The organism is Variovorax sp. ZS18.2.2, assembly GCF_024701975.1.
Lineage (GTDB): Bacteria > Pseudomonadota > Gammaproteobacteria > Burkholderiales > Burkholderiaceae_C > Variovorax.
Genome location: NZ_JANLNM010000001.1, coordinates 347,573 through 368,093 on the forward strand (window position 1 = coordinate 347,573; position 20,521 = coordinate 368,093).

At 67.8% G+C, this 20,521-nt stretch carries 18 protein-coding genes; 10 read left to right on the plus strand and 8 right to left on the minus strand.

The annotated features are described in order from the left end of the window. Window positions 1-68: 68 nt before the first annotated feature. The 5 genes from NU688_RS01710 to NU688_RS01730 are packed head-to-tail and all read right to left on the minus strand — an operon-like array spanning window position 69 to window position 6,719. On the minus strand, window positions 69-1,622 hold the full coding sequence (locus NU688_RS01710) for an efflux transporter outer membrane subunit (protein WP_257858844.1): 1,554 nt from the start codon (window positions 1,620-1,622) through the stop codon (window positions 69-71). A gap of 14 nt (window positions 1,623-1,636) precedes the next feature. Further along, window positions 1,637-2,755 carry an ABC transporter permease gene (locus NU688_RS01715; protein ID WP_257858845.1) on the minus strand — a complete coding sequence of 373 codons (1,119 nt, stop codon included), beginning with the start codon at window positions 2,753-2,755 and terminating at the stop codon, window positions 1,637-1,639. Window positions 2,756-2,773: 18 nt separating this feature from the next. Continuing rightward, window positions 2,774-3,910, minus strand: coding sequence for an ABC transporter permease (locus NU688_RS01720; RefSeq protein ID WP_257858846.1), 1,137 nt, complete (start codon window positions 3,908-3,910; stop codon window positions 2,774-2,776). After that, window positions 3,907-5,706 (minus strand): ATP-binding cassette domain-containing protein, encoded by a 1,800-nt coding sequence (locus NU688_RS01725; protein ID WP_257858847.1) that lies wholly within the window; start codon window positions 5,704-5,706, stop codon window positions 3,907-3,909. The genes NU688_RS01720 and NU688_RS01725 overlap by 4 nt, the downstream gene beginning before the upstream one ends. After that, a complete protein-coding gene (locus NU688_RS01730) occupies window positions 5,706-6,719 on the minus strand; it encodes an HlyD family efflux transporter periplasmic adaptor subunit (RefSeq protein ID WP_257858848.1) in 1,014 nt (337 codons plus the stop codon). Before NU688_RS01730 ends, NU688_RS01725 begins: the two co-directional genes overlap by 1 nt. Window positions 6,720-6,818: 99 nt before the next feature. On the opposite strand from NU688_RS01730, the gene NU688_RS01735 reads away from it, so the two are divergent. Continuing rightward, window positions 6,819-7,523 (plus strand): CerR family C-terminal domain-containing protein, encoded by a 705-nt coding sequence (locus tag NU688_RS01735; protein ID WP_257858849.1) that lies wholly within the window; start codon window positions 6,819-6,821, stop codon window positions 7,521-7,523. Here NU688_RS01735 and NU688_RS01740 read toward each other — a convergent pair. From NU688_RS01740 to NU688_RS01750, 3 genes are read right to left on the minus strand one after another with little or no spacing between them, the layout of a single operon-like run. Next, window positions 7,501-8,880 (minus strand): phospholipase D-like domain-containing protein, encoded by a 1,380-nt coding sequence (locus NU688_RS01740; RefSeq protein WP_257858850.1) that lies wholly within the window; start codon window positions 8,878-8,880, stop codon window positions 7,501-7,503. The two genes, NU688_RS01735 and NU688_RS01740, sit on opposite strands and share 23 nt — an antisense overlap. 37 nt (window positions 8,881-8,917) lie before the next feature. Further along, window positions 8,918-9,592, minus strand: a complete 675-nt coding sequence (locus tag NU688_RS01745; protein WP_257858851.1) for a glutathione S-transferase family protein — start codon at window positions 9,590-9,592, stop codon at window positions 8,918-8,920. A 26-nt stretch (window positions 9,593-9,618) separates the two neighbouring features. Continuing rightward, entirely contained in the window at window positions 9,619-10,740 is a 1,122-nt protein-coding gene (locus tag NU688_RS01750) for a 5-methyltetrahydropteroyltriglutamate--homocysteine S-methyltransferase (protein WP_257858852.1), read from the minus strand. Window positions 10,741-10,886: 146 nt separating this feature from the next. Here NU688_RS01750 and NU688_RS01755 point away from each other — a divergent pair, with 146 nt between their 5' ends. From NU688_RS01755 to NU688_RS01795, 9 genes are all read left to right on the plus strand, one after another. Next, window positions 10,887-11,996, plus strand: a complete 1,110-nt coding sequence (locus tag NU688_RS01755; RefSeq protein ID WP_257858853.1) for an aromatic ring-hydroxylating dioxygenase subunit alpha — start codon at window positions 10,887-10,889, stop codon at window positions 11,994-11,996. Further along, window positions 11,993-12,766 (plus strand): GntR family transcriptional regulator, encoded by a 774-nt coding sequence (locus NU688_RS01760; RefSeq protein ID WP_257858854.1) that lies wholly within the window; start codon window positions 11,993-11,995, stop codon window positions 12,764-12,766. The genes NU688_RS01755 and NU688_RS01760 overlap by 4 nt, the downstream gene beginning before the upstream one ends. Before the next feature lie 34 nt (window positions 12,767-12,800). Beyond that, entirely contained in the window at window positions 12,801-13,787 is a 987-nt protein-coding gene (locus NU688_RS01765; protein ID WP_257858855.1) for a PDR/VanB family oxidoreductase, read from the plus strand. Between the two features lie 153 nt (window positions 13,788-13,940). Beyond that, window positions 13,941-15,125 (plus strand): ABC transporter substrate-binding protein, encoded by a 1,185-nt coding sequence (locus NU688_RS01770; protein WP_257858856.1) that lies wholly within the window; start codon window positions 13,941-13,943, stop codon window positions 15,123-15,125. Window positions 15,126-15,316: 191 nt separating this feature from the next. Next, window positions 15,317-16,189, plus strand: coding sequence for a branched-chain amino acid ABC transporter permease (locus NU688_RS01775; RefSeq protein WP_257858857.1), 873 nt, complete (start codon window positions 15,317-15,319; stop codon window positions 16,187-16,189). A gap of 1 nt (window position 16,190) precedes the next feature. Beyond that, window positions 16,191-17,195 (plus strand): branched-chain amino acid ABC transporter permease, encoded by a 1,005-nt coding sequence (locus NU688_RS01780; protein ID WP_257858858.1) that lies wholly within the window; start codon window positions 16,191-16,193, stop codon window positions 17,193-17,195. Further along, window positions 17,192-17,965, plus strand: coding sequence for an ABC transporter ATP-binding protein (locus tag NU688_RS01785; RefSeq protein ID WP_257858859.1), 774 nt, complete (start codon window positions 17,192-17,194; stop codon window positions 17,963-17,965). Before NU688_RS01780 ends, NU688_RS01785 begins: the two co-directional genes overlap by 4 nt. Next, the gene (locus NU688_RS01790; RefSeq protein ID WP_257858860.1) at window positions 17,958-18,662 is read left to right on the plus strand and encodes an ABC transporter ATP-binding protein; all 705 of its coding nucleotides are present in this window, start codon (window positions 17,958-17,960) and stop codon (window positions 18,660-18,662) included. The genes NU688_RS01785 and NU688_RS01790 overlap by 8 nt, the downstream gene beginning before the upstream one ends. A 31-nt stretch (window positions 18,663-18,693) precedes the next feature. Continuing rightward, a complete protein-coding gene (locus NU688_RS01795) occupies window positions 18,694-20,394 on the plus strand; it encodes a tannase/feruloyl esterase family alpha/beta hydrolase (protein ID WP_257858861.1) in 1,701 nt (566 codons plus the stop codon). Window positions 20,395-20,521: the final 127 nt, after the last annotated feature.

Genomic DNA, 20,521 nt, shown 5'->3' on the forward strand with positions numbered 1-20,521 from the left:
TTAAATTTCGACCCCGTAGGAAGAGGGCTTTCCCTACCGTAGTCGGTGCCTATTATTTGGGCACTAAATCACGGGGTGGAGGACGGATTGCGCTGGGCCATCACATCGCTGGGGGGTGTGCCGCCGGCCAGTGCCTTGTAGACCGTGACCAAGTTCACGGACAGCCGGCTCGTGCTCTGTGCATGGTCACGCCGGGCCTGCAAGAGCGCACGGCGCGCGTCGAGTTCGACGCCGAAATCGGTGAGCCCGTTGGCATAGCGCGCGTGCGCCAGCGTGAGCGCATCGCGGCTCTGGCGCTCGCGCTCGACGAGCTCGGCGTGGCGTTGACGCTCGGCGCTGTAGGCGTTGAGCGCGGTGTCGATCTCGTGCCAGGCCTTGAGCACCGTCTGCTGGAAGGCGACGGCCGCTTCCTGCTGCTGCAACTCGCGCAGGTCCACGGTGCTGCGACGGCGGCCGTTGTCGAAGACCGGCAGGCTGAGGGATGGGCCGACGTGCCATTGCCGGCTGCCCCAATCGCCGAAGCGGTCGCTGCCCACCGACTCATAACCGAAGCCCGCACCCAGCGTGACGCGCGGATAGAGATCGGCCACGGCCACGCCGACGCGTGCGGTGGCGGCGTGCAACTGCGCTTCCGCGGCGGCGATGTCGGGGCGGCGCCGCGCGAGATCGGCGGGGAGGCCGAGCGCGAGATCGGGCAGCGGCGGTGCATTGCCGACGCCGTCGGTGTTGGCATCGGCCAGTTCGGTGTTCAGCATGCCGGGCGGCGCGCCGATCAGCAGCGTGATGCGGTTCATCGCATCGGCCTCCTGCTGCAGCAGCGACGGGATGCGCGCGCGCAGTTCGGCCAGCAGGGCGCGCTGGCGCACCGGGTCGAGGTCGGTGACGAGGCCGCCGTCGGCGCGCGCCTGCACGAGTTCGAGCGACTCGGCGGCGGCTGCGATGTCGGCGCGCGCTATGCGCAGTTCGCGCTGCGTGCCGCGCAGCTCGAAGTAGTTGCACGCGAGCTCGGCCTGCACGCTCAGTTCGGTCTGCTGCAGCATTGCGGCCGAGGCGGCTGCATCGGCATCGGCAGCTTCCACCGCACGCCGCACACGGCCCCAGAGATCGATTTCCCACGAAGCATCGAAGCCGGCCTGGTAGAGGTTGTAGGGCTCGCTGAGCGTGCGGATCAGCTGCTCCTTGTTGGCGACGGAGGAGCCCAGTGCATCGATCATCCGCGTGGCCGCACCGCTCTCGCTTTGGCGTTGCCGCGTGACGCCCGCGCTGGCGTTGACCTGCGGGCCGCGCTGGGCGGCCGCGGTGGTGCGCTGCACGCGACTCTGCGCGAAGCGCAGCGCGGCGGTCTGCAGGTCGGGGTTGGCGGCGAGCACCATGGCTTGCAGCTTGTCGAGCGCCGGGTCGTTGAAGGCCTTCCAGTCGCCGGGCGCGATGGCTGCAGTCGCGGGCGCACTGCGGCGTTCTGCACCGAGCAACGCGGGCGAGCCGCCGTGCCAGGCCGACCAATCGGCGGGCGCGCGCGGTTCCGAGGGCTTGTGGTCGGGGCCCACGGCACAACCGCCAACGAGCAGCGCCAGCGCGGCAGCGGCTACCGCGTTGCATGGGAAATGGAGAGTGAGAGGCATGAAGTGCTCCCGTATCAGACAAGACGATTGCGAAAGAGCCAGGCCGCCAGCGGCAGCGTGACGACCGCGATGATCGAAAGCGGGATCAGGTTGTGCCAGACCGTGCCCAGCCCCACGCCCTCGAGGTACACGCGCTGCACCAGGTCGATGGCGAAGCGCAGCGGATTGGCCAGGGTGATCACCTGCAGCACGTGCGGCATGTTGCGCACCGGGGTGGTCAGGCCCGACAGCAGCATCATCGGCATCAGCAGCACGAAGGTGTAGAGCATGGCCTGCTGCATGTTGGCCGACACCGCCGAGATCGACAGGCCGATGCCCACGCTTGCGACCGTGAACAGGATGAGCCCGGTGTACAGCGTGACGAGTGAGCCCGCCATCGGAATGCCGAACCAGAACATCGCCACCAGCAGGATCAGCGACGACTGCGCGAGGCCGACCAGCACCGGCGGCAGCGCCTTGCCGATCATGATTTCGAGCGGCGACATCGGCGTGACCAGCAACTGGTCGAAGGTGCCTTGCTCGCGCTCGCGCGCCACCGAGAGCGCGGTGAGCAGCAGCGTCTGCAGCATGCTGAGCGCGGCGATCATGCCGGGCAGGAGATTCCAGCGCGTCTCCAGGTTCGGGTTGAACCAGGCGCGCGATTCGATGACCAGCGGCGTGGGCGGTGCGCCCGCGCGCGTGCGCAGTTCGGCGTTGTAGCGCTCGACCACCGCGCTCACGTAGCCGGCTGCCGAGCCCGCGGTGTTGGAGTTGCGCGCATCGAGGATCAGCTGGATGGGCGCAGGCTGGCCCGCGCTCAGTTGCCGCTCGAAGTCGGGCGCGATCTGGATCACGAGCAAGGCCTTCTCGGTGTCGATCACCTCGCGGATGTCGGCCTGCGTGCGCAGCGTGGCCACGCGGTGGAAGACGCCCGTGCTGTCCAGGTGCGCGATGAGTTCCGTCGCCGCGCCGGTGCGGCTCTGGTCGAGCAGTGTGTAGGGCACGTTCGCCAAGTCGTAGGTTGCGCCGTAGCCGAAGATCAGGCTCTGCAGCAGCGCGGGCGCAAAGAGAATGGTGCGCGTGGCCGGGTCCTTCAGGATCGCGAGCAGCTCCTTCTTGCAGAGGTTGGCGATGCGCAGCAGGAAGTCGATCATGTTCTTTCCTTCGCTTCCTCAATCGAGGCTCTTGCGCGTGACGGCGCGCGCCACGAGCAGCAGCCCGACCGCGTAGCACAGCAGGATCGCGCAGTTGCGCCAGATGAGCGGCCAGACGTCGCCCGCGAGGAACAGCGTCTTGATCAGGTCCATGAAGTAGGTGGCCGGCAGCACATGGCCGATGACGCGCACAGCCGTGGGCACGTTGCGCAGGTCGAACAGGAAGCCCGAGAGCATCATCGAGGGCATGAAGGTCGCGATCAGCGCGATCTGGCTCGCGAGGAACTGGTTGCGCGTGACCGACGAGATCACGAGGCCCAGGCTCACGGCAACGATCAGGTAGAGCATCGAGCTGAACACCACCACGAACAGCGAGCCGTACATCGGCACCGCGAACAGGAAGCGCGCGGCCAGGAGGCACAGTGCCAGGCCCAGCATGCCGACGCCGAAGTACGGAATGATCTTGGCCAGCAATATCTCGACCGGCCGCACCGGCGTGACGAACAGCGCCTCGAGCGTGCCGCGCTCCCATTCGCGCGCCATCACCAGTGCGGTGAGGAAGGCGCCGACCAGCGTCATGATGAGCACGATCAGTCCCGGCACCAGGTACCAGGTGCTGGTGTTCGCGGCGTTGAACCACATGCGCTGCTCGACGGTGACGCTGCCCACAGCCGGCGCATCGGAGCCCGAGGTGCTGCCCAGGCGGTCCGCCTGCCGCACGGCCGTCTGGGCGAGGGCACCGCTCACGTAGGCGAGGATGATGGTCGCGCGACCCGCGTCGGCGCCATGCACGATCAGCTGCACGCGCGCGTTGCCCGCAGCCAGCGCACGCGAGAAGTCGCTCGGGATGCGCACGATGCCATCGACCTTGCGCTCGCGCATCAGTTCCTCGGCGTCGTGCATCGAGCCCAGCAGCACCGGCGCGATGGTGGGCGAAAGCTGCAGGCCGGCAATGGCTTCGTGTGCAGTCGGCGAGGCGTCTTCCATCACCACGGCCACCGGCGCGTTCTTCACGTCGAGCGACATGCCGTAGCCGAAGATCAGGATCAGCACCATCGGCAGCAGGATGCCGATCGCGAGGTTGCTGCGGTCGCGCAGCAACTGGCGGAATTCCTTGCGCGTGAGGGAGATGAGGCGTGACCAGAAGCCGCTCATGTCATGGCTCCTTCGGGCCGCTTCGCGGCGACCTCTTTACCTTTGCGCCGCGCCTTCTCGACGATGCCGATGAAGGCCTGCTCCATGTCGATGCGCTTGCCGCTGTCTTCACCGTCGAGTGCTTGCGCGCGCACCTCCTGCGGCGTGCCGATGGCGAGCACCTTGCCGGCATCCTGGATCACGATGCGGTCGCAGTACTCGGCCTCTTCCATGAAGTGGGTGGTGATGACGACGGTGGTGCCGCCTTCGGCCAGCGCGGTGATGCGGCGCCAGAACTCACGGCGCGCGAGCGGGTCGGCGCCGCTCGTGGGCTCGTCGAGGAACAGGATCTCGGGCTCATGCAAGAGGCCGGTGGCCATCGCGAGGCGTTGGCGGTAGCCGCCGGGCAACTGGCCGCTGGGCGTGTCGAGTTCGTGTTCGAGATCGAACTGGCGCAGCACCGTGTCCATGCGGTCGCGCAGCCGCTGCCCGCGCAGGCCGTAGGCGCCGCCGAAGAACGAGAGGTTCTCGCGCACCGTGAGGTTGCCGTAGAGCGCGAACTTCTGCGAGACGTAGCCGATGCGCTGGCGGGCCTGTGCACGCGCATGGCGCAGGTCGACACCGGCCACGCGCAACTGGCCGCTGCTCGCGGGGAGCAGGCCGCAGAGCATGCGGAAGGTGGTGGTCTTGCCCGCGCCGTTGGGGCCGAGCAGGCCGAAGATCTCGCCGCGCCGCACCGAGAAACTGGTGCTCGCGACGGCGACGAAATCGCCGAAGCGGCGCACGAGGTCTTTCACTTCGATGACGACTTCGTCGGGGTCGCCCTTGGCGGGGCTGGCTGTCGCGACTGCGGTGGTGCTTGTTGCGGATGCCGGCTGTGTACGCAGCAGCGTCATGAAGCCGTCTTCCAGGCGTGGCGGCACCGGCTCCGCGTGCGCGCCAGCCAACAGCGTGGCAAGCGCTGCATCGTCCGTGTCCGGGCGACGGATGAAGTGCACCTCGCCGCCCTGCGGCACCGCATCGACGATGTCCTGTTGCGCATCGAGCAGGCGGGCCTGCATCAGGCGCGGCGGCTCGCCCTCCGGCGGCGCGGCGATGAAGCACAGGCCCTCTGCATGGTCGCGAATCTCGGCCGGCGCGCCTTCCGCGAGCAGCTTGCCCTCGCGCAGCACGAACACATGGCTGCAGCGCTCGGCCTCGTCGAGGTAGGCGGTGCTCACGATCACGGAGAGTTTTTCGTCGTCCACCAGCTGCTGCACGATTTGCCAGAGCTCGCGCCGCGAGAGCGGATCGACGCCGACGGTGGGCTCGTCGAGCAGCAGCAGGTCGGGCGAGCGCACCAGCGTGCAGGCCAGGCCCAGCTTCTGCTTCATGCCGCCCGAGAGCTTGCCCGCGGGGCGGTCGGTGAAGCGGCCGAGGTCGGTCATCTCCATGAGCCGGGCGTAGCGCTCGCGGCGCTTGTCCTTCGACACGCCGTGCAGGTCGGCGTAGAGATCGAGGTTCTCCTGCACGCTCAGGTCGTCGTAGAGGCCGAAGCGCTGCGGCATGTAGCTGATGCGGTCCTGCACCGCCTGCGGGTCGGCCGACACGTCGATGCCGAGCACACGCAGTTCGCCCTCGTCGGCGCGCATCAGGCCCGCCATCAGGCGCAGCAGCGTGGTCTTGCCCGCGCCGTCCGGGCCGACGAGCGCGGTGAGCGTGCCCGCGGGGATGTCGAGCGACACGCCGGCCAGCGCATGCACCGGCTGCTTCGACGACTTGAGCGTGAAGCGCTTGTGCAGGGAGCGTCCGGCCACGGCCGGCCCGGTGGCGGACATCAGGGCTTGCCGCTGGTGTCGGAGAACTGCAGCCGCACGGTGGCCGGCATGCCCAGGCGGAGGCGATCCTCCTTGTCGTCGACCATCACGCGGATCTCGTAGACGAGGCTGCTGCGCAGCTCCTCGGTCTGCACGGTCTTGGGCGTGAACTCGGCCACCGACGCGATGTAGCCGACCTTGCCGGCGATCGCCTCGCCGGGCTGGCTGTCGGTGCTCACGCGCGCGGCCTGGCCCGGCTTCACGCGGCCGAGGTCGGCCTCCGCCACATAGGCACGCACCCATTTGGGATCGGTGATCGCGAGCGTGAAGGCCGGGCGCTGCGGCGAAGCCATGTCGCCGGGTTCGAGCAGGCGGGCGCGCACCACCGCATCGATGGGCGCCTTCAGCTCGGCCTCGGTGAGCTGGTGGTTCATGAGCGCGAGGTCGGCGCGCGCGGATTCGAGCTGGGCCTGCGCCTGCGCGATGTCTTCCTTGCGCGGGCCGGTGACGACGAGCTGCTGTGCCTTGCGTGCGTTGTCGAGTTGGGCGAGCGCGACCTTGCGTTTCGCCTGTGCGCTGTCGAGGTCCTGCTGGCTCACGGCGCGGCCGGCCGTGGTCTGGCTGATGCCCTGCAGGCGCGCGAGCTGCTGCTGCGCGAGATCGGCATCGGCCTGCGCGGCAGCCACCTGCGCGCCGGCCTGCGCCACCTCTTCGGGGCGGCTGCCGGTCTTCAGGCGCAGCAGGGCCTGCTCTTGCACGCCGATGCGCGCCTGCGACTGCGCCACGCGCAGCACGAGCGTGCGGGTGTCGAGCTTGCCGAGCAGTTGCCCGGCCCGGACGGGGTCGCCTTCGCGCACCGCGAGTTCGGCCACGCGGTCGTTGGCGTTGAAGGCGAGCGAGACCTGACGCACATCGACGTTGCCGTAGAGCACGAGCTGGTCCGACGGCGTGGCCGAGCGGTTGACGTACCACCAGCCGCCCGCTGCGGCGAGCAGCGCGACGACAGCGACGGCGATGAGGGGCTTCTTGTTCATGGCGTGTTTCCTGCCGGTTTGCGGACTCGGATGCGGCCGGATGTTATCAAATTGAAATTTGAATTTGAAGTATTTCTTTGCTTCGATTAACCTCGCCCCATGGCCATCAGCACTCCCAGTTCTCCCGCGCGCACGCAGCGCACCGACGGCAACACCACGCGCCTGCACATCCTGGAGACCGCGGGCCAGCTCTTCGCCGAACGCGGTTTCGCCGATGCCACGAGCAAGGAAATCTGCACGCGCGCCGGCACCAACATGGCCGCGATCAACTACCACTTCAACGGCCGCGACGGGCTCTACGAGGCGGTGCTGATCGAGGCGCATCGACAGGTGGTGAGCATCGACGAACTGGCCAGCCTCGCCAGCGCGTCGAGCGATCCGCGGCTCAAGCTGCGTGCGTTTCTCACGCACCTGATCGAGATGGGCAGCCAGCCCAGGGCGCCCTGGGGTTTTCGCGTGGTGCTGCGGGAAGCCCTGTCGCCGTCACCGGCGCTGCCGATGATGATCAAGCGCGCGGTGCTGCCCAAAGCCAAGCTGCTGCGCGGCCTGCTTGGCGCCATCGTGGGATTGCCCGACGACCATCCTGCGGTGCAGCGCGCACTGCTGTTCACCGTGTTGCCGTGCATCGTGATGATGGTTGCGCCCAAGGACCTGAGCAACAAGGTGCTGCCGGCGCTGAAGGACACCCAGGCCCTCGCCGACGACCTGATGCGCTACGTGTTCGCCGGCCTCGATGCCGTGGCGAAGGAAGCCAAGGTCGCCGAGCCCGTAGCAGCGCCCGCTACAGCTGGAAAGCGACGGTAAGCAGCAGCCCTTCGGCCACGTCGCGCACGAGGCCCGGGCGCCGCGCGCGGTAAGGCTCGCCGGCCGAGGCGGTGGTGGTGATCCACTCGGTGAGCCAGTCGATCTCGTGCGGGCCGTAGAACACGACGTTCGCCTCGTGGTTGAGCAGCAGGCTGCGCAGGTCGAGGTTGATCGAGCCGCACATCGCCAGTTCGTGGTCGACCACCACCGCCTTGGCATGCGCCATGAAGGGCAGCATGCGAAAGCTCACGCCCGCGCGCGCCAGGTCGCGCATGGCGCGGGCGCGCACGAAGTCGGCCAGGCGATGGTTCGACTGCGCGGGCATCGCGATCGTCACCTGCACACCGCGCCGCGCTGCGAGCCGCAGCGCATCGCGCAGGCCATCGCCGGGCACGAAGTAGGGCGTGATCGCAAGGATGCGGTGCTCGGCGCGGAAGCACGCGTCGATCAGCAGCGCATGCGCGGTGTCCTCGGTCTGGTCGGGGCCGCTTGGCAGGAACTGGGCCATCGCGGTGCCGGGGGCTTCGGGCAGGTTGTCGCAGGTGATGGCGCGCGCCTTGCGCACGCGCACCGAGCGCCAGTCGTGATCGAACTGGCGCGCCGCGGCGGCCGCCACGCTGCCGTGCAGGTCGAACGAGAGATCGCGCCACGCCTCGGGGTGCTTGTCGTTGCCGGTGAAATATTCGCCCGCAAGATTGCGACCGCCCGACCAGAGCCAGCCATCGTCGGCGATGGTGAACTTGCGGTGGTTGCGCAGGTTGCGCGGCCCGGTGCGGCGCAGGCTGAAGAAGGGGCGAAACACCGCCACCTCGCCGCCCGCCGCGCGCAGCAGGTCGAAATGATGGCGCGGCAGCGAGAGCGCGCCGAAGCCGTCGAGCAGCACCCGCACCTTGATGCCTTCGCGCGCCCGCTGCGCGAGCCGCGCAAGCACCGCATGGCCCAGCGGGTCGTCGCCGATGATGAAGGTGCACACGTCGATGCGCTCGCGCGCGCCGTCGATCACCTCGAAGAGCGCCAGCCGCGCTTGCTCGCCGTCGGCATGCAGGCGCACCGCGCAGCGCCCGGGCGGCGCGAGGCCGAAGCTCTCGATCAGGTCGGCCGCCCAGTGCCCTGGCGGCACCGAGCGCGGCGGCCGCGGCGAGCCGGCCGGGCGCAGCTTGCGCTGGCCGAACAAGAGGTACATCGGCAGGATGAGGTAGGGCATCAGCACCAGCCCCATCACCCACGCGATGGCGGTGGTGGGTGCGCGCTGCTCGCGGCGCGCGCGCGTGGTCAGTACGTAGACAAGCAGCGCAAAAGTGACGACAAGAAAGTGCTGCGAGGGAGAAGGCAGCCAGTCGAACCCTGTATTCGGCATGGGCACCATGATGCCTCAGCGCGCCGCGAGCACCCGGTCAGCGCTGCAGGAAGGCCGGCACGCCACGGCCCTCGGAGGCGAGGAATTTCATCATCGGATCGACCACCGCATGCACCGCGGGCCGGTCGCGCACGCGGTTGCGCCAGGCCACGAGACGCGGCGTGGCATCGGTCATGCCGGCGCCCTTGCGGTCGGCAAAGATGTAAGCCATGTAGAAGGCGATGTCCGCGAAGGAGTACGGGCCCGCGAGGTATTCGCGCCCGGCGAGCAGGACTTCCATTTCGCCGTAGTAGCGCGCGCAGGCGGCGCACGCGGCAACTGCTGGCGCGCTCTGCATGTCGTTCTGCAGGCCGAAGAGCTTGATCACGTTCGGAAAGAACACCTCGTCGGACTTCTGCTCCAGCTGCCGCGCCCGCGCCCGGTCGGCAATGCCTTCGGGCCACAGGGCGGGAGTGGGGTAACGGTCTTCGAGGTACTCGAAGATCTGCGTCGAGTCGAACAGCTCGACCTCGGCGTCCATCAGCACCGGCACCTGCTGCTTGACGGGGTTGATGCGCAGCACGTCCGGGTGCTTGGGCTCGTAGGCATCGTCCTTGGTGAACGGCACCATCGTGAGCTCGAAGGGAATGCCTTTTTCGAGCGCGGCGATCTGCACCTTCGCGCCGAACATGCTGAGGGGGCCTGAGAGGATTTTTGTGGTGGTCGTCGTCATGCCCCGACTTCACCAGAAATGACGGCTCAGGTCGAGCCCCAGACCTCCTGCGCTGTCTCGACCACCAGGCGCAGCTTGTTGCGCTGCGCTTCCACCGCGATGTTGTTGCCGTGCACGGTGCTGGAGAAGCCGCATTGCGGCGACAGCGCGAGCTGGTCGAGCGAGGCGTACTTCGAGGCGTCCTCGATGCGGCGCTTGAGCTCGTCCTTGTCTTCCATCTCGCCGAACTTGGTGGTCACGAGGCCCAGCACCACCGTCTTGCCCTTGGGCAGGTAGCGCAGCGGCTTGAAGTCGCCCGAGCGGGCGTCGTCGTATTCCATGAAGTAGGCGTCCAGGTCCATCTCCTTCAACAGCGCCTCGGCCACCGGCTCGTAGTTGCCGGCCGCGGCGTGCGTGCTCTTGAAGTTGCCGCGGCACAGGTGCATCGCGAGCAGCATGCCCGGTGGCTTCTGCGCGACCACCTTGTTGATGAATGCTGCATAGCGATGGGGCAGTTCGTTCGGGTCGTCGCCGCGCTTGCGGGCGGCTTCGCGCATGTGCTCGTCGCAGAGGTAGGCGAGGTTGGTGTCGTCCATCTGCACGTAGGTGCAGCCGGCGGCAGCGAGCGAGCGCAGCTCGTCGCCGTAGGCCTTGGCCACGTCGTCGTAGAACACCGGGTCGAGCTCGGGATACGCGTCCTTGCTGATGCCGGCGCGGCCGCCGCGGAAGTGCAGCATCGTCGGCGAGGGGATCGTCACCTTGGGCGTGCGGCCGGCGGAGACCTGGCTCTTCAGGTACTGGAAATCGGCGAGCTGGATGTCCTTGATGTGACGCACCTTGTCGAGCACGCGCATTGCGGGCGGCGCCAGTTCCTCGGTGCCATCGGGCTTGCGGATGGTGACCGGAATGTCGGTCTTCACGCCGCCGAGCTGGTCCAGAAAGTCGATGTGGAAGTACGTGCGGCGGAACTCGCCGTCGGTGATGCTTTTCAGGCCGATGTCTTCCTGAAAGCGGACGATCTCGGTGATGGCCTTGTCTTCGACCGTGCGCAGTTGCTCGGGCGTGATCTCGCCCTTGGCTTTCTGCTCGCGCGCTTCGAGCAGGTATTTGGGGCGCAGGAAACTGCCGACGTGGTCGTAGCGGGCGGGCAGGGCGGCGTGCTGGGACATGGGGTGAACTCCGTCTGGCTGATAACGAACGGAGCATCCTATCGCCTTCGAAAGCGGCTTGTTTGTATACGTTGAAGTCAGTATTTACCCTCGAATCAGGCGTTTTGAGGTAGATATTTCCTGACTTCTGTATACATTGGGTATTCATGAAAACGCCCACGACCGCCTTTCCACTGAACGCCTGGTACGCCGCCGCCTACGACGTCGAAGTGCGCCACGCGCTCCTGCCCCGCACGATCTGCAACCAGAAAGTGGTGCTGTTCCGCCGCACCGACGGCCAGGTGGCAGTGCTCGAAGACGCCTGCTGGCACCGCCTGATGCCGCTGTCGCTCGGCCGCCTCGAAGGCGACGAGCTGGTCTGCGGCTACCACGGCCTCGTCTACAACAGCCAGGGCCGCTGCACCCACATGCCGAGCCAGGAAACGCTCAACCCCTCGGCCTGCGTTCGCAACTTTCCGGTGGTCGAGAAACACCGCTTCGTCTGGATCTGGCCCGGCGACCCGGCCAAGGCCGACCCCGCCCTCGTGCCCGACATGCACTGGAACGCCGACCCGGCCTGGGCCGGCGACGGCAAGATGATCCGCGTCAACTGCGATTACCGGCTCGTGGTCGACAACCTCATGGACCTCACGCACGAGACCTTCGTGCACGGCTCTTCCATCGGCAACCGCGAAGTGGCAGAGGCGCCCTTCGTCGCCACGCACGGCGACCGCTCGGCCACCGTCACGCGCTGGATGGAAAGCATCGACGCGCCGCCGTTCTGGGGAGGCCAGATCCGCCATGCGCGCGGCTACACGGGCAAGGTCGACCGCTGGCAGATCATTCGCTTCGAAGGCCCGTGCACGGTGAACATCGACGTCGGCGTGGCCGAGGCGGGCAGCGGCGCGGTACCGAATGGCGACAACCCCGGCGACCGCAGCAAGGGCGTCAACGGCTACGTGCTCAACACCATCACGCCCGAGACCGACAAGACCTGCCTCTACTTCTGGGCGTTCGCGCGCAACTACTGCCTAGGCGAGCAGCGCCTTACACATGAGTTGCGCGAGGGCGTGGCCGGCATCTTCCGCGAGGACGAACTGGTGCTCGAAGCCCAGCAGAAGGCGATGGACGACCACCCCGATCACCAGTTCTACAACCTCAACATCGACGCCGGCTCGATGTGGGCGCGCCGGCTGATCGACCGCATGGTCGAGAAGGAAAAGCCCGCGCGCGCCGCGATCCCGATCCGGCCGGTCGAAGAGAAGCAGGCCGCATGAAGGCCGCAGTGGTTTCCCCCATCGAGCCCGGCGACACCGGCAGCTCGCAGGCCGTGAAGGCGCAACTGCGGCTGCGCGAAATGATCCTGGCGGGCGAACTGCCCGGCGGCGCACGCATCGCCGAGGTCGCCATCTCCGAGCAGCTCGGCGTCTCGCGCACCCCGGTGCGCAGCGCGCTGATGCGGCTCGAACAGGAGGGCCTGCTCGAAGCGCTGCCCAACGGCGGCTACGCGGTGCGCACGTTTTCCGAGCGCGACGTGGCCGATGCCATCGAGCTGCGCGGCACGCTCGAAGGGCTGGTGGCCCGGCTCGCGGCCGAACGCGGCGCGGCGCCCGTGGTGCTGCGCGAAGCGCGCGCCTGCCTCACGCGCATCGACGAACTGCTGCGCGAGCCTGCGCTCGACGACACGGCCTTCTCCCGCTACGTCACGCACAACGAGAAATTCCATGCGCTGCTGTGCGAGATGGCCGGCAGCCCGGTCATCGCGCAGCAGCTCGAACGCGTGATCAACCTGCCGTTTGCCTCGCCCTCGGGCTTCGTCATCGTGCAGGCCAATTCGCCGGCCGCGCGCGACATGCTCGTGATCGCGCAGGACCAGCACCTGCAGGTGCTCGATGCCATCGAGTCCGGCGAGGGCTCGCGCGCCGAAGCGCTGATGCGCGAGCACAGCCGCATCGCGCGGCGCAACCTGCGCGAGGCGCTGCACGGCACGCCGACCGCCGAGCAGCGCCCGCTGCCCGGCGTGCAGCTGATCCGCCGCCGCGGCTGATCGATTTCTTCTTTTCCCCTGTTGGTGTTCCCCGATGAAAAGCGATCTTCAATGGATGCAGGCGCAGGTCGCTGCGCTGCGCGATGTCACCCCCACGGTGCGCGAGTTCGAACTCCGGCCCGAGTCGGGCTTTGCCGCGTCGCATGAACCCGGCGCCCACCTGCAGGTGCAGGTGATGACGGCGCAGGGCCGGCTGCAGACGCGCTCGTACTCGCTGGTCGGCGAGGGCGACGGCCAGTGCTGGCGGATCGCGGTCAAGCGGCTGGATGACGGCCGTGGTGGCTCGCTCGCCATGTGGCAACTGGCGCCCGGCGACCGGTTGCAGGTGAGCGCGCCGCAGAACCACTTTCCGCTCGACCTTTCCGCACCCGGCTACCTGCTGGTGGCAGGCGGCATCGGCATCACGCCGCTGGTGCTGATGGCGCAGCGCCTCGGCGCTCATGCGAAGCGCAGTGGCGTGCCCGTGAAGATGCTCTATGGCGCGCGCCATGCCGGCGAGTTCGGCTACCTCCCGCACTTGCAGGAGGCCTTGGGCGAGAACGTCGTCGCGCACGAAGGCGCCGCCCCCATCGACTTCGCCGCGGCCATCGCCGAGCTGCCGCCCGGCGGCCAGCTCTACACCTGTGGCCCTGTGCCGATGCTCGAAGCCGTCAAGCGCGCCTGGCATGCGGCCGGCCGGCCCATCGAGGACCTGCGCTTCGAAACCTTCGGCAGCAGCGGTCGCCTGGCCACGCAGTCGTTCCAGGTGCGCATTCCCCGCCACGACCTGACCATCACCGTGCCCGCCGATTGCACTTTGCTCGAAGCGCTCGACGCCGCCGGCGTGCAGACCCTCTGGGACTGCAAGCGCGGAGAGTGCGGCCTGTGCGCCATGGACGTGCTCGCGGTCGATGGCGAAGTCGACCACCGCGACGTGTTCCTCAGCGAGCATGAAAAACAGTCGACCACCCGCATCTGCGCCTGCGTGTCACGCGCCGTGGGTACGCTCACGCTCGATTCCGCCTACCGCGCCGACAGCTGAAGCGGGCTTGCGCGATCATCGCGCAGTTCATTTATTGATCGCGCAACAAAGGCCCGCGAGAGGGGCCGGCTAGGTGATTGCCTGCTCCGCCGAATGTTGCAAAGTGTTGAAAATAGCCCCGGTTTCGCATTCCGTCCCTCCTAGGAAAACCTCATGCAAAGACGCCACCTCATCCAGACCACGGGCCTCTCGGCGATTGCGCTCGCCACCGCCTTCGCGCTGCCGCTGGCCAGCGCCCAGGACAACAAATTCAAGATTGGCCTGATCCTCCCGATGACCGGCCAGTCGGCCTCCACAGGCCGCCAGATCGAAGCCGCCGCGCGTCTTTACATGGCGCAGAACGGCGACACCGTGGCCGGCAAGAAGGTCGAACTCATCATCAAGGACGACACGGGCCTGCCCGACGTGACCAAGCGCCTCGCGCAGGAACTGGTGGTGAACGACAAGGTCAACGTGCTGGCCGGCTTCGGCCTGACGCCGCTGGCCCTGGCCGTGGCGCCCATCGCCACGCAGTCGAAGACACCGCAAGTGGTGATGGCCGCTGCCACATCGAGCATCACCGAGGCCTCCCCCTACATCATCCGTTCGAGTTTCACGCTGCCGCAGGTGTCGGTGGTCATGGGCGACTGGGCGCCCAAGAACGGCGTGAAGACGGTGGTGACGCTGGTGGCCGACTACGGCCCCGGCAACGACGCCGAGAAGTTCTTCAGCGAGCGCTTCCAGCTCAACGGCGGCAAGGTGATCGAAAAACTCCGCGTGCCGCTGCGCAACCCCGACTTCGCGCCGTTCCTGCAGAAGGTGCGCGACGCCAAGCCCGATGCGCTGTTCGTCTTCGTGCCCTCGGGCGCGGGCGCGGCTGTGATGAAGCAGTTTCTGGAGCGCGGCATGGACAAGGCCGGCATCAAACTGATCGCCACCGGCGACGTGACGGACGACGATCAACTCAACGACATGGGCGACGGCGCGCTGGGTGTGGTCACCTCGCACCACTACTCGACGGCACACCCCTCGGCGCTGAACAAGAAGTTCGTCGAAGCCTTCCAGAAGGCCAACCCCAAGATGCGCCCCAACTTCATGGCCGTGGGCGGCTATGACGGCATGCGCGTGATCTACGAAGCGCTCAAGACCACCAAGGGCCAGGGCGGCGGCGAAGCGCTGCTGGCGGCCATGAAGGGCCAGGTCTTCGAGAGCCCGCGCGGCCAGGTGCTGATCGATGCGCAGACGCGCGACATCGTGCAGGACGTGTACTTGCGCAAGGTCGAGAAGAAGGACGGGCAGCTCTACAACGTCGAGTTCGACGTGATCAAGGGTGTGAAGGATCCGGGTAAAGCCAAGTAAGGCCCCGGGCCGTTCGGACGACCCCGTCCGTTCGGCCTGAGCTTGTCGAAGGCTTGCGCGCACCGCGCCCCGGCTTCGACAGGCTCAGCCCGAACGGTGGTCGGCGAATCCCGACGGTGGCGGCCAACCTCGAACAGTAGTCAGCGAATCCGAACGGCAGCAGGCCTCTCCGAACGGCTGTCAGAAATCTCATGCTCACCATTCTTTTCGACGGCATCGCCTACGGCATGCTGCTCTTCGTTCTCGCCGTCGGCCTGGCCGTGACGCTCGGGCTGATGAACTTCATCAACCTCGCGCACGGCGCCTTCGCCATGGCGGGCGGCTACCTCACCGTGTTCGCGATGCAGAAGCTCGGCATGCCGTTCCTGGCCTGCCTGCCCTTTGCGTTCATCGTCGTTGCGCTGGCCGGGGCGCTGCTCGAGCGCACGCTCTACCGGCCGATGTACGGCAAGCCGCACCTGGACCAGGTGCTCTTTTCCATCGGCCTTGCCTTTATGGCGGTGGCGGCCATCGACTACTTCGTCGGCTCGTCGCAGCAGAACGTGCAATTGCCCGAGTGGCTGCGCGGCCGCACCGAGATCGGTGACGGCGCGCTGCTGCTGGGCATGGGGCACTACCGGCTCTTCATCATCGGCGTGTGCGCGGTGCTGACCATCGTGCTGCAGCTCATCCTCTCGAAGACGCGCTTCGGCAGCCGGCTGCGCGCCGCGGTGGACGACCCGCGCGTGGCCGCGGGCCTGGGCATCAACGTGAACATCGTGTTCCTGCTGACCTTCGCCGTGGGCTCGGGGCTCGCGGGGCTGGGCGGTGCGCTGGGCGCGGAGATCCTGGGGCTCGATCCGACCTTTCCGCTCAAGTACATGATCTATTTCCTGATCGTGGTGTCGGTCGGCGGCACTTCGTCGATCACCGGGCCGCTCGCGGCCGCGCTGCTGCTCGGCATTGCCGACGTGGCGGGCAAGTACTTCATTCCGAAGATGGGCGCGTTCACCGTCTACCTGCTGATGATCATGATCCTGATGTGGCGGCCGCAAGGGCTGTTCACGCGCAAGGGAGGGCGTTGAGATGAGCGCGCCTTCCTCTTCGACGACCACAACCTACGAGTCGGCCCTGCTGCGCACCGCGCGCTGGCGGCCGTGGGAGTTCGTGGTCTGGGCGGTGGCCTTCGCGCTGCCGCTCGTCGTGCCCTCGCACTCGCTGCTGGTCAACGAGATCGCCATCGTCGCGCTGTTCGCGATGTCACTGGACCTCATCCTCGGCTACACCGGCATCGTCTCGCTCGGCCACGCCGCGTTCTTCGGCTTCGGCGCGTATGCGGCGGCGCTGTTCGCCAAACTCGTGATGCCCGACCCGACCGTGGGGCTGGTGTTCGCGACCGTGCTCTCGGCGCTGCTCGGCCTCGTGGCCAGCGTGACGATCCTGCGCGGCAGCGACCTCACGCGGCTGATGGTCACGCTCGGCACCGCGCTGCTCCTGCTCGAACTGGCCAACAAGCTCGACTGGCTCACCGGCGGCGCCGACGGCCTGCAGGGCGTGGTGATGGGGCCGGTGCTGGGCCTCTTCGAGTTCGACCTGTACGGCCGCACCGCCGCCTGGTATTCGCTGGCGGTGATGCTGGTGCTGTTCCTCGTGATGCGCCGGCTGGTGCATTCGCCGTTCGGCGCGACGTTGAAGGCGATCCGCGACAACCGGCTGCGCGCGATGGCCATCGGCATTCCGGTGGTGTCGCGGCTCGCGGTCATCTACACCGTGGCGGCCGGCATTGCCGGCGCGGCGGGTGCGCTGCTCGCGCAGACCACCGGCTTCGCCTCGCTCGACGTGCTGGCCTTCGACCGCTCGGCCGACGTGCTGCTGATGCTGGTGATCGGCGGCGTGGGCTGGCTCTATGGCGGCGTGGCGGGCGCCATCGTCTTCAAGCTGCTGCAGAACTGGCTCTCGGCCGTGACGCCGCAGTACTGGATGTTCTGGATCGGGTTGATCCTCGTGCTGCTGGTGCTCGTGGGGCGTGACCGCCTGCTCAAGCCGTGGACGTGGTTCGGCATGGGCAGGAAGAAGGGCGGTGCGGCATGAGCACCACCACCGATACCGTGCTTTCGACGCAAGGCCTGGTGATGCGCTTCGGCGGCATCACGGCCACCAACAACGTCACGATGGAACTCAAGCGCGGCGCGCGCCACGCGCTGATCGGTCCGAACGGTGCGGGCAAGACGACGCTGATCAACCTGCTGACGGGCGTGCTCACGCCGACCGAAGGCCGCATCACGCTGCTCGGCGAAGACATCACCACGCTCGCGCCGCACAAGCGCGTGGCGCGGGGGCTGGTGCGCACCTTCCAGATCAACCAGCTGTTCGACTCGATGACGCCGCTGGAGACGCTGGCGCTCGTGGTGTCGCAACAGAAGGGCATCGCAGCGCAATGGTGGCGGCCGCTCGGCGGCACCAAGGGGATCGCGGAGCGGGCCGGGCAACTGCTCGAACAGTTCCACCTGTCGGATGTCGCGAAGCAACAGACCAAGTTCATGGCCTACGGCAAGCGCCGCCTGCTGGAGATCGCCATCGCGCTCGCCTGTGAGCCGCGCGTGCTGCTGCTCGACGAGCCCGTGGCGGGCGTGCCCGCCGGCGAGCGCGAAGAGCTGCTGCAGACCGTGGCCGCGCTGCCGGCCGATGTGTCGGTGTTGCTGATCGAGCACGACATGGACCTGGTGTTCAGCTTCGCCGACCGCATGACGGTGCTGGTCAACGGCACGCTGTTGACCGAGGGCGACCCTGAAACCATCGCCAACGATCCGAAGGTGAAAGAGGTTTACCTGGGCCATGGAACGGAGAACGCCCATGTCTGAACTCCTGCGCATCGAGAACCTGAGCGCGGGCTACGGCGAGGCCGTGGTGCTGCACGACGTGGCGTTCACGCTCGGCGAAGGCCAGACGCTCGCGCTGCTGGGCCGCAACGGTACGGGCAAGACGACGCTGATCAACACGCTCGCGGGTGCGACGCGGCAGCACGGCGGCACCATCACGCTCGGCGGGCAGGCGCTGCACAAGCTGGCACCGCATCAGCGTGCGGCGGCCGGCATCGGCTGGGTCCCGCAGGAGCGCAATATCTTCAAGTCGCTCGCCGTGCACGAGAACCTCACCGCGGTGGAACGCCCGGGCAAGTGGAACCCGCAGCGCGTCTACGAGATGTTCCCGCGCCTGGCCGAACGCAAGACGAATCTCGGCACGCAGCTCTCGGGCGGCGAGCAGCAGATGCTGGCCGTCGGCCGCGCGCTGGTGCTGAACCCGAAGCTGCTGCTGCTCGACGAACCGCTCGAAGGCCTCGCGCCGATCATCGTGGAAGAGCTGTTGCGTGCCATCCGCCGCATCACGCAGGACGAAGGGCTGGCCGCGATCATCGTGGAGCAGCACCCGCAGGCGATCCTCGCGATTTCCGATCATGCGGTGGTGCTCGATCACGGCACCATCGTGCATGCCGACAGCGCGGCGGCATTGCGCAGCCAGCCGCAGGTGCTCGAGCGACTGCTGGGCGTGGCGCGGTAGCGGTCACAGCGAACAACAAGGAGACAGACAGATGGCGATCCCGAAGACAGTGTTTTGCGGGGGCGCCATGTTGGCGGTCGCCGCGTTGCTCGCCGCGTGCGGCACCCCCACCGGGCCGAGGAGCCTCACGCTCGGCGGCAACCCGGCGACGTCCTGCGCGGCCCTCGCTACGCCGATCGCGCCTGCTGCGATCGGCCTGCCGAGCGGCGCTGCAACCATCGACTCGGCGACCCTCGTTGCCGCCTCCCCGCTGGCGGTCGCCGAGCGCGGGCCCAGCCCCGCGGCGCGCATCACGCCGGTGACGCCCACGCATTGCAAGGTGCTCGGACGCATCGCGCCGCTCGATGCGAGCGCGCCGCCGATCCTCTTCCAGGTCAACCTCCCGCTCGCATGGAACGGGCGCAGCGTGCAGTACGGCGGCGGTGGCTTCAACGGCGTGCTGATCACTGGCCTCTCGCTGGTGCCCGCAGGCCGCTTCGACCAGCCCACGCCGCTCGCGCAGGGCTACGTGACCTACGGCACCGACTCGGGCCACCAGAACGTGCAGGGCCAGCCGCCGCAGGCCTTTGCGCTCAACGACGAGGCGCTCACGAACTTCGCGCACGCCTCGTACAAGAAGGTGCGCGACGTCGCAGTGGCGCTGATGCAGCGCGCCTACGGGCAGGCGCCGCAAAAGCTCTACTTCATGGGCAGTTCCGAAGGCGGGCGCGAGGCGCTCACGATGGCGCAGCGCTATCCGCAGGATTTCGATGGCATCTTCAGCCGCGTGCCGGTCATCAATTGGACGGGTCTGCAGCACGCGGGCACGCGCAACGGCATCGCGACCTTCGGCGAGGGGTGGCTGCGTCCCGCACAGGTGCAGCTGGTGCACGACGCGGTGCTCGCGTCGTGCGATGCCGCGGACGGCGTGGCGGACCGCATCGTGTCGAACCCGGTGGCATGTCTTCAGCGCTTCGATCCGGCCAGCCTGCGCTGCGCATCGGGCACGAGCGGTGACAACTGCCTGAACGATGCACAGGTGCAGGCGGTGCGCACGCTGCGCTCGCCTTGGCGTTCGCCCGTGCCGCTGGCCAACGGTGTGACCGAATACCCGGGCTGGGGCATCGGCGGTGAAGGCACGCCGGCCTTCGCCTCGATGGGCGGCTGGAACGCGTGGTGGACGGGCACTGCCGCGCCGACCGTGCCGCCGCAGCCGAGCAACGGCATCGCGTGGTTCTACGGCAGCGGAGCGCTCCAGTATTTCTACGGACGCAATCCATCGCTAGACGTGCGCAACTACCGCGCCGAAGACTTCGCGGCCCGTATCGCCACCGTGTCGCAACTGATGGACTCGACCAACCCCGACCTGAGCGCCTTCAACGCGCGCGGCGGCAAGCTGCTGATGCTGGAGCACATGGCCGACTATGCGCAGAGCCCGTTCGCCGGCATCCGCTACTACGAGTCGGTGGTCGCACGGCTGGGCCGCGACAACGTGGACCGCTTCATGCGCCTCTACACCGCGCCGGGTGTGGACCACGTGGGCAGCGGCGCGCCGGCCAATGTCGACATGCTCGGCGCGCTGGCCGATTGGGTCGAGCGCGGACGTGCGCCGGGCGGGCTGCAACTGCTCGAGCAGGAAGTTCAGCCGCCGTTCAACACCACCCGCGCGCGCCCGCTGTGCGAATGGCCGCTGTGGCCGCGCTATGTGAGTGGCGATGCGTCGCAGGCGGCGAGCTTCCAGTGCAGCAGGTAGTACCTGTCACCGCGCGGGCACTCTCCGAAGAAGGGCGATCTTCAAGGGCCGATTGAAAGTGTTTCCGGATGCGAGGGCTTTTTCATGCGGTGGCGTCATCGCAAACTGCAGGCATCCGAACTTCATG

Bases quoted from the DNA above. Each gene is read 5' to 3' on its own strand.
- NU688_RS01790 (WP_257858860.1), top strand. From the start codon at position 17,958: ATGTCTGAACTCCTGCGCATCGAGAACCTGAGCGCGGGCTACGGCGAG.
- NU688_RS01720 (WP_257858846.1), bottom strand. From the start codon at position 3,910: ATGAGCGGCTTCTGGTCACGCCTCATCTCCCTCACGCGCAAGGAATTC.
- NU688_RS01760 (WP_257858854.1), top strand. From the start codon at position 11,993: ATGAAGGCCGCAGTGGTTTCCCCCATCGAGCCCGGCGACACCGGCAGC.
- NU688_RS01795 (WP_257858861.1), top strand. From the start codon at position 18,694: ATGGCGATCCCGAAGACAGTGTTTTGCGGGGGCGCCATGTTGGCGGTC.
- NU688_RS01710 (WP_257858844.1), bottom strand. From the start codon at position 1,622: ATGCCTCTCACTCTCCATTTCCCATGCAACGCGGTAGCCGCTGCCGCG.
- NU688_RS01725 (WP_257858847.1), bottom strand. From the start codon at position 5,706: ATGTCCGCCACCGGGCCGGCCGTGGCCGGACGCTCCCTGCACAAGCGC.
- NU688_RS01730 (WP_257858848.1), bottom strand. From the start codon at position 6,719: ATGAACAAGAAGCCCCTCATCGCCGTCGCTGTCGTCGCGCTGCTCGCC.
- NU688_RS01715 (WP_257858845.1), bottom strand. From the start codon at position 2,755: ATGATCGACTTCCTGCTGCGCATCGCCAACCTCTGCAAGAAGGAGCTG.
- NU688_RS01770 (WP_257858856.1), top strand. From the start codon at position 13,941: ATGCAAAGACGCCACCTCATCCAGACCACGGGCCTCTCGGCGATTGCG.
- NU688_RS01775 (WP_257858857.1), top strand. From the start codon at position 15,317: ATGCTCACCATTCTTTTCGACGGCATCGCCTACGGCATGCTGCTCTTC.
- NU688_RS01740 (WP_257858850.1), bottom strand. From the start codon at position 8,880: ATGCCGAATACAGGGTTCGACTGGCTGCCTTCTCCCTCGCAGCACTTT.
- NU688_RS01745 (WP_257858851.1), bottom strand. From the start codon at position 9,592: ATGACGACGACCACCACAAAAATCCTCTCAGGCCCCCTCAGCATGTTC.
- NU688_RS01735 (WP_257858849.1), top strand. From the start codon at position 6,819: ATGGCCATCAGCACTCCCAGTTCTCCCGCGCGCACGCAGCGCACCGAC.
- NU688_RS01765 (WP_257858855.1), top strand. From the start codon at position 12,801: ATGAAAAGCGATCTTCAATGGATGCAGGCGCAGGTCGCTGCGCTGCGC.
- NU688_RS01785 (WP_257858859.1), top strand. From the start codon at position 17,192: ATGAGCACCACCACCGATACCGTGCTTTCGACGCAAGGCCTGGTGATG.
- NU688_RS01750 (WP_257858852.1), bottom strand. From the start codon at position 10,740: ATGTCCCAGCACGCCGCCCTGCCCGCCCGCTACGACCACGTCGGCAGT.
- NU688_RS01780 (WP_257858858.1), top strand. From the start codon at position 16,191: ATGAGCGCGCCTTCCTCTTCGACGACCACAACCTACGAGTCGGCCCTG.
- NU688_RS01755 (WP_257858853.1), top strand. From the start codon at position 10,887: ATGAAAACGCCCACGACCGCCTTTCCACTGAACGCCTGGTACGCCGCC.